This is a genomic window from Pseudomonas halotolerans, from assembly GCF_039581215.1.
Lineage (GTDB): Bacteria > Pseudomonadota > Gammaproteobacteria > Pseudomonadales > Pseudomonadaceae > Aquipseudomonas > Aquipseudomonas tehranensis.
Genome location: NZ_JBCNTJ010000017.1, coordinates 139671 through 146803 on the forward strand (window position 1 = coordinate 139671; position 7133 = coordinate 146803).

Below are 7133 nucleotides of genomic sequence, written 5' to 3' on the forward strand. Positions count from 1 at the left end.
GATGCGCCGTCGCGCCACCCTGTTGCAGCGCATGCACATCGATGGCCCCTTGTTGATCCTGTTGCTGACACTGGCCGCGGGCAGCCTGTTCGTGCTGTATTCGGCCAGTGGCAAGAATTGGGACCTGCTGGCCAAACAGGCCACTTCATTCGGCATCGGCCTGGTGTCGATGATTTTCATCGCCCAACTGGAGCCTCGGTTCATGGCACGCTGGGTGCCACTGGCCTATGTGGGCGGCGTGGTCTTGTTGGTGATCGTGGACATCATGGGCCATAACGCCATGGGTGCGACACGCTGGATCAACATCCCCGGGGTGATCCGCTTCCAGCCTTCTGAGTTCCTGAAAATCATCATGCCGGCGACCATCGCCTGGTATTTGTCCAAGCGCACCTTGCCGCCACAGCTCAAACATGTGGGCATCAGCCTGCTGCTGATTGGGGTTCCGTTCATCCTGATCGTGCGCCAGCCGGACCTCGGCACTTCGTTGCTGATCCTGGCCGGCGGCGCCTTCGTGCTGTTCATGGGCGGGTTGCGCTGGCGCTGGATCCTCAGCGTCATCGCTGCCGCGGTGCCGGTGTCCGTGGCCATGTGGTACTTCGTGATGCACGACTACCAGAAGCAGCGGGTCCTGACGTTCCTCGATCCGGAGAGCGATCCGCTGGGCACCGGCTGGAACATCATCCAGTCCAAGGCCGCCATCGGCTCCGGCGGCGTGTTCGGCAAGGGTTGGTTGCTGGGTACCCAGTCGCACCTGGACTTTCTGCCGGAAAGCCACACCGACTTCATCATCGCCGTGTTGGGCGAAGAGTTCGGTCTGGTGGGCATCTGTGTGCTGCTGCTGATCTACCTGTTGTTGATCGGCCGTGGTCTGGTGATTACGGCCCAGGCCCAGACATTGTTCGGCAAATTGCTCGCGGGCAGTCTGACCATGACGTTTTTTGTTTATGTTTTCGTCAATATCGGTATGGTCAGTGGCCTGTTGCCGGTCGTGGGGGTGCCGTTGCCATTCATTAGCTACGGAGGAACTTCGCTGGTGACGCTACTGTCAGCGTTTGGGGTTTTGATGTCGATCCATACCCATCGCAAGTGGATCGCGCAGGTTTGAATAAGGTGAAGCGTTCAATGCAAGCAATGCGTGGCTGGTCGACGCGATATGCGCCGTGGGTCGGCCTGGTCGGCCTCCTGGGCGGTGCGTCGCACGCCCTGGCCGGCGACTATGAAGGTTCGCCGCAAGTGGCCGAATTCGTCGGTGAAATGACCCGCGACTACGGTTTTGCCGGTGAGCAACTGATGGGGGTGTTCCGCGAGGCGCAGCGCAAGCAGTCGATTCTCGACGCGATCTCCCGACCCGCCGAGCGGGTCAAGCAGTGGAGCGAGTATCGGCCGATGTTCATCTCCGAGGCGCGTATCGCCCGGGGCGTGGACTTCTGGCGCCAGCACGAGGCTGTGCTGGCTCGCGCCGAGCAGGAGTATGGCGTGCCGGCCCAGGTCATCGTGTCTATCATTGGTGTCGAGACGTTTTTTGGTCGTAATACCGGGAATTTCCGGGTGGTCGATGCGCTGTCGACCCTGGGCTTCGATTATCCGCCGCGCGCCGAGTTCTTCCGCAAGGAGCTGCGCGAGTTCCTGCTGCTGGCCCGCGAGGAGCAGGTCGATCCGTTGACCCTCAAGGGTTCCTACGCCGGGGCCATGGGCTTGCCGCAGTTCATGCCCAGCAGCTTCCGGGCTTATGCGGTGGACTTCGACGGCGATGGCCACATCAATATCTGGACCAACCCGACCGACGCCATCGGCAGTGTTGCCAGCTATTTCAAGCGCCACGGCTGGGAGTCTGGCGAGCCGGTGGTCAGCCGCGCGGACGTGCGGGGCGACCAGGTAGACGAGGGCCTGACCACCGGCATCGAGCCGACGAAAACCGTCGGGGAGTTGCGGGCGCTGGGGTGGTCGAGTCATGATGCGCTGCGTGACGACATGCCAGTCACCGCGATTCGCCTGGAAGGCGAACAAGGCCCTGAGTACTGGATGGGCCTGAAGAATTTCTACGCGATTACGCGTTATAACCGCAGTGTGATGTACGCCATGGCCGTGCATCAGCTGTCTGAAGAGCTGGTCAAAGCACGGGGCGTCAAATAATGCGGGCATTGCCTACCTATCAACCCCTGAAAGCCGGACCCCTGAAACTGGTAGCGCTGGCGGCGCTGTCGTTGCTGGTCGTCAGTTGCTCCACCAGTCGTCCGCCGGCGCAGAAAACCTCCACGGCCGTGCGCGCCACACCGGGCCTGGACATCAACCGGGCCCACAAGGACGGCGCGCCGTGGTGGGACGTGGATGTTTCGCGTATTCCCGACGCCACGCCCACCCTGCACACTGGTCCGTACAAGGCCAATCCGTACACGGTATTGGGCAAGACGTATTTCCCGATAGCCGAATCCAAACGTTACGTCGCTACGGGCACGGCGTCCTGGTATGGCACCAAGTTCCACGGCCAGAACACCGCCAATGGCGAGGTTTATGACCTGTATGGCATGAGCGCGGCCCACAAGACTTTGCCGCTGCCCAGTTATGTGCGGGTGACCAACCTGGACAACAACAAGGCCGTGATCCTGCGGGTCAATGACCGTGGGCCGTTCTATTCCGACCGCATCATCGACCTGTCGTATGCGGCGGCGAAAAAACTCGGTTACGCTGAATCCGGCACCGCCCGGGTCAAGGTCGAAGGCATCGACCCGCAGGAATGGTGGGCCCAGCGAGGCCGTCCGGCGCCTTTGATGCTCAACGAACCAAAAGTGGCGCAAAATGCCGCGCCGACCGTGACGGCTTCCACCGGTACGGTCGAGCAATGGTCCCCGCCGCCGCAGCAACACGCTGCGCCCGTGGTGCCTGTGCCGCTCGACGCAAAAAAAAACGCTTCTGCAACAGCGTCTGGCCAGTATCTGCAAGTCGGCGCGTTCGCCAACCCGGACGCTGCCGAACTGTTGAGAGCCAAGCTCAGCTCAATGGTCAGCGCGCCGGTGTTCATCAGCTCCATCGTGCGCAACCAGCAGACACTGCATCGGGTACGCCTGGGGCCGATCGGTTCGCCGGATGAAGTCCAGCAGGTGCAGAACAGTGTACGCCTGGCCAATCTCGGTTCGCCGAGTGTGGTCAGCGCGGAATGATTTGATTGAAGGCCCGTTTGCAGTTGGAGCGGGCCAGGTTGTTGGCTCTGCGAATAACAAAAGCCCGGCAAGGGATGTGAGTGAGCAACTTAAATACGCGGCGACCGGTTAGATGGTTGCCTGTTTAGTTTTGCCTTCGGGCAGTCCCATTAGCGATTTCGAGAGACGGATGAACATCACCACCTTTGCCAAACGCCTTTGCCTGCTAGTCCCGCTGCTTCTGTCACCCGCTGCGTTCGCGGTCGAGATGATGCCGGCTCCCCCTCAACTGGCCGCCAAATCCTTTGTGCTCATGGATGCCAGCAGCGGCGAGGTGCTGGTGGAGAACAACGGTGACCAGCGCCTGCCACCGGCCAGCCTGACCAAACTGATGACGGCCTACATCGCCACCCTGGAAATCCGTCGCGGCCAGATCGGTGAAAACGATCCGGTGACCGTCAGCGAAAATGCCTGGCGCACCGGCGGTTCGCGGATGTTCATCAAGGTCGGTTCGCAAGTGACCGTCAGCGACCTGCTGCACGGCATCATCATCCAGTCCGGCAACGACGCCAGCGTCGCCCTGGCCGAGCACATCGCCGGCAGCGAAGATGCGTTCGCCGACATGATGAACAAAACCGCCAGCGACCTGGGGCTGACCAACAGCCACTTCATGAACCCCACCGGCTTGCCGAACCCGGAGCATTACTCCTCGGCTCATGACATGGCGATCCTGGCGCGGGCGATCATCCACGAAGACCCGGCGCACTACGCCATCTACTCCCAGAAGGAATTCCTCTGGAACAACATCAAGCAGCCCAACCGCAACCTGCTGCTGTGGCGCGACAAGACTGTCGATGGCCTGAAGACCGGTCACACCGAAGAGGCCGGCTATTGCATGGTGTCTTCGGCCGTTCGTGATGGCATGCGCCTGATCGCCGTCGTTTTCGGCACCAACAGCGAAGTGGCCCGCGCCGCCGAAACCCAGAAGCTCTTGACCTACGGTTTCCGCTTCTTCGAAACCCAGACCTTCTACCAGAAGGGCACCGAGCTGGCTCAGGCCCAAGTGTGGAAAGGCACCACCAACCAGGTGAAGGCCGGTCTGGCCCAGGACCTGACCATGACCTTGCCTAAAGGTCAGCTCAAGAAACTGGTCGCCACCATGACCATGAATCCGCAAATGGTTGCGCCAATCGCCAAGGGCGACGTGATCGGTAAGGTGGAAGTCAAACTGGACGACAAAGTGGTACACAGTGCCGACCTGATTGCGCTGGACGCGGTCGAGGAAGGTGGTATCTTCCGCCGCATGTGGGATAGCATCCGTCTATTCTTCTACGGCTTGTTCAACTGATTGAAGTGTTGACCTGCATGGCCCCGTTCCTTTCCGGTGCGGGGCCATGTGCGTTATCACGGCTTACGAGGCCGTTACGCCATGACAGACTCAGAAGTAAAGGCGCCAAAGATCGAGTTTCCTTGCGAGGATTATCCGATCAAGGTAATTGGCGACACCGGTGTGGGTTTCAAGGACAAGATCATCGCGATTCTTGAAAAGCACGCCACCGTTGATCACAAGACCCTGGCCGAACGCCAGAGTACCAACGGCAAGTACACGACGATTCAGTTGCACATCATTGCCACCGGCCAGGAACAGCTGTACGACATCAACAGCGAGCTGCGAGCGACCGGGTTCGTGCACATGGTGTTGTGATGCCGGGCACGCTGGGCTTTCGCGAGCTGGGCCAGATGGCTTACGAGCCGGTCTGGCATGCCATGCAACGCTTCACCAACGACCGCGGCACCAGCGCCGGTGATGAAGTCTGGCTGGTGGAGCACCCACCGGTGTTCACCCAGGGCCAGGCCGGCAAGGCCGAACATCTGTTGCTGCCGGGGAATATCCCGGTGGTGAAGACCGACCGCGGTGGCCAGGTGACCTACCATGGCCCCGGACAGTTGGTGGCCTATCTGTTGCTGGACGTACGCAAGCTGGGGTTCGGCGTACGCGAACTGGTCACCCGCATGGAGACCTGCCTGATCGAACTGCTGGCCAGCTACGGCGTGACAGCGGCGGCCAAGCCGGATGCTCCGGGTGTCTACGTCGACGGGGCAAAAATCGCCTCCCTGGGTTTGCGGATACGCCACGGTTGTTCGTTTCATGGCCTGGCGTTGAACGTGGACATGGACATGGAGCCGTTTCGACGGATTAATCCCTGTGGCTACGCGGGGCTGGCGATGACCCAGCTGTGCGATCACACAGGATCGATTGAATTTGCCGAGGTAAGTGCCCGGCTGCGCGCGCAGCTCGTCAAACACCTCGACTACGCTGAGCAGACGACCCTCACGGGCGGAATCGACTGATATGACTACTGATGCTGTGCAAACCATGATCCCGACGCTTGATGTTACCGAGCGTCCGGCCCCGCGTGCCAAGGTCGAGGCCGGCGTAAAGCTGCGCGGCGCCGAGAAAGTTGCACGCATCCCGGTCAAGATCATCCCGACCACCGAACTGCCGAAGAAACCCGACTGGATCCGCGTGCGCATCCCGGTTTCGCCGGAAGTCGACCGCATCAAGGCGTTGCTGCGCAAACACAAACTGCACAGCGTCTGTGAAGAAGCGTCCTGCCCGAACCTGGGTGAATGCTTCTCCGGCGGCACCGCCACCTTCATGATCATGGGCGACATCTGCACCCGTCGCTGCCCGTTCTGTGACGTCGGTCATGGTCGGCCGAAGCCATTGGACGTGAATGAACCCGAAAGCCTGGCCATCGCCATTGCCGACCTCAAGCTCAAGTATGTAGTGATCACCTCGGTGGACCGCGACGACCTGCGTGACGGCGGTGCCCAGCACTTTGCCGACTGCATCCGCGAAATCCGCAAGTTGTCGCCGAACGTGCAGCTTGAGACTTTGGTGCCGGATTATCGCGGTCGCATGGACATCGCACTGCAAATCACCGCTGCCGAGCCGCCGGATGTCTTCAACCACAACCTGGAAACCGTACCGCGCCTGTACAAGGCCGCGCGTCCTGGTTCGGACTATCAGTGGTCGCTGACCCTGCTGCAGCGCTTCAAGCAGATGATGCCGCACATTCCGACCAAGTCTGGCTTGATGCTGGGCCTGGGTGAGACCGATGAGGAAGTCATCGAGGTCATGAAGCGTATGCGTGAGCATGACATCGATATGCTGACCTTGGGGCAGTACCTGCAGCCTTCGCGTAGTCACCTGCCGGTGCAGCGTTTTGTGCATCCGGATACCTTTGCCTGGTTTGCTGAGGAAGGGTACAAGATGGGGTTCAAGAACGTGGCTTCGGGGCCGTTGGTGCGGTCTTCGTATCATGCGGATGAGCAGGCGAAGTTGGTCAAGGCTGAGCTGCTTGGGTCTTGATTTAGCGGTTTTTGGTGGTGGGTCGGTGTGAATATCCGTTGCTGCGGTAACGGCTACTTATGGTTCCGCTCTTACAGCGGGTCACTTTTGGAAAAGCCGGGTGCCGGACCAGCCAAAAGTAACCAAAAGCGCTCTGCCCCACCACTCGGCATCCATGCCGAGGTGCCCACTGCGCATACCTGCGTTCGGCCAGCGTGGTTTAACGAGGCGCCTAAGATCAAAAGCCAAAGCGAGGCGGCCTGACAGCCGGCCTGGTTTGGAGTTATCGCGTTTCCCCTGTGGGAGCGGGCTTGCCCGCGAAAGCGGTGTATCAGTTTGTGATGATGTTGGCTGTGCCGACGCCTTCGCGAGCAAGCTCGCTCCCACAAGTTTTTTGTGTCGTGTGCAGATGCTGTGAACACCCGAAACACCCTGTGGGAGCGGGCTTGCCCGCGAAAGCGGAGGATCAGTTTGCGGTGATGTTGGCTGTGTTGACGCCTTCGCGAGCAAGCCCGCTCCCACAAGTTTTTTGTGTCGTGTGCAGATGCTGTGAACACCCGAAATACCCTGTGGGAGCGGGCTTGCCCGCGAAAGCGGTGTATCAGTTTGTGATGATGTTGGCTGTGCCGACGCCTTCGCGA

7 protein-coding genes are annotated in these 7133 nt (G+C 60.4%); all 7 read left to right on the top strand.

What is annotated here, in order from left to right; genetic code table 11:
• The first annotated feature begins 1 nt into the window (after position 1).
• The 7 genes from rodA to lipA all read left to right on the top strand — a co-directional run bounded on the left by rodA (position 2) and on the right by lipA (position 6513).
• Positions 2–1105, top strand: coding sequence for a rod shape-determining protein RodA (gene rodA, locus AAIS01_RS21510; RefSeq protein WP_047229517.1), 1104 nt, complete (start codon positions 2–4; stop codon positions 1103–1105).
• 17 nt (positions 1106–1122) lie between these two features.
• Positions 1123–2133, top strand: a complete 1011-nt coding sequence (mltB, locus tag AAIS01_RS21515; RefSeq protein ID WP_092459443.1) for a lytic murein transglycosylase B — start codon at positions 1123–1125, stop codon at positions 2131–2133.
• Complete coding sequence (locus AAIS01_RS21520; RefSeq protein WP_343470592.1) at positions 2133–3158, top strand: septal ring lytic transglycosylase RlpA family protein; 1026 nt, start codon at positions 2133–2135, stop codon at positions 3156–3158. The genes mltB and AAIS01_RS21520 overlap by 1 nt, the downstream gene beginning before the upstream one ends.
• Positions 3159–3327: 169 nt before the next feature.
• Entirely contained in the window at positions 3328–4485 is a 1158-nt protein-coding gene (locus AAIS01_RS21525; RefSeq protein WP_343470593.1) for a D-alanyl-D-alanine carboxypeptidase family protein, read from the top strand.
• An 81-nt stretch (positions 4486–4566) separates the two neighbouring features.
• Positions 4567–4842: a DUF493 domain-containing protein gene (locus AAIS01_RS21530; RefSeq protein ID WP_047229495.1), complete on the top strand. Its 276-nt coding sequence runs from the start codon at positions 4567–4569 to the stop codon at positions 4840–4842.
• Positions 4842–5489 (top strand): lipoyl(octanoyl) transferase LipB, encoded by a 648-nt coding sequence (gene lipB, locus AAIS01_RS21535; RefSeq protein ID WP_343470594.1) that lies wholly within the window; start codon positions 4842–4844, stop codon positions 5487–5489. The genes AAIS01_RS21530 and lipB overlap by 1 nt, the downstream gene beginning before the upstream one ends.
• 1 nt (position 5490) lies before the next feature.
• On the top strand, positions 5491–6513 hold the full coding sequence (lipA, locus tag AAIS01_RS21540; RefSeq protein WP_047229497.1) for a lipoyl synthase: 1023 nt from the start codon (positions 5491–5493) through the stop codon (positions 6511–6513).
• The last annotated feature ends 620 nt before the right edge of the window (positions 6514–7133 follow it).

Excerpts from the sequence above, each read along its gene's own strand:
- rodA (WP_047229517.1), top strand. The coding sequence starts at position 2 with ATGCGCCGTCGCGCCACCCTGTTGCAGCGCATGCACATCGATGGCCCC.
- mltB (WP_092459443.1), top strand. The coding sequence starts at position 1,123 with ATGCAAGCAATGCGTGGCTGGTCGACGCGATATGCGCCGTGGGTCGGC.
- AAIS01_RS21520 (WP_343470592.1), top strand. The coding sequence starts at position 2,133 with ATGCGGGCATTGCCTACCTATCAACCCCTGAAAGCCGGACCCCTGAAA.
- AAIS01_RS21525 (WP_343470593.1), top strand. The coding sequence starts at position 3,328 with ATGAACATCACCACCTTTGCCAAACGCCTTTGCCTGCTAGTCCCGCTG.
- AAIS01_RS21530 (WP_047229495.1), top strand. The coding sequence starts at position 4,567 with ATGACAGACTCAGAAGTAAAGGCGCCAAAGATCGAGTTTCCTTGCGAG.
- lipB (WP_343470594.1), top strand. The coding sequence starts at position 4,842 with ATGCCGGGCACGCTGGGCTTTCGCGAGCTGGGCCAGATGGCTTACGAG.
- lipA (WP_047229497.1), top strand. The coding sequence starts at position 5,491 with ATGACTACTGATGCTGTGCAAACCATGATCCCGACGCTTGATGTTACC.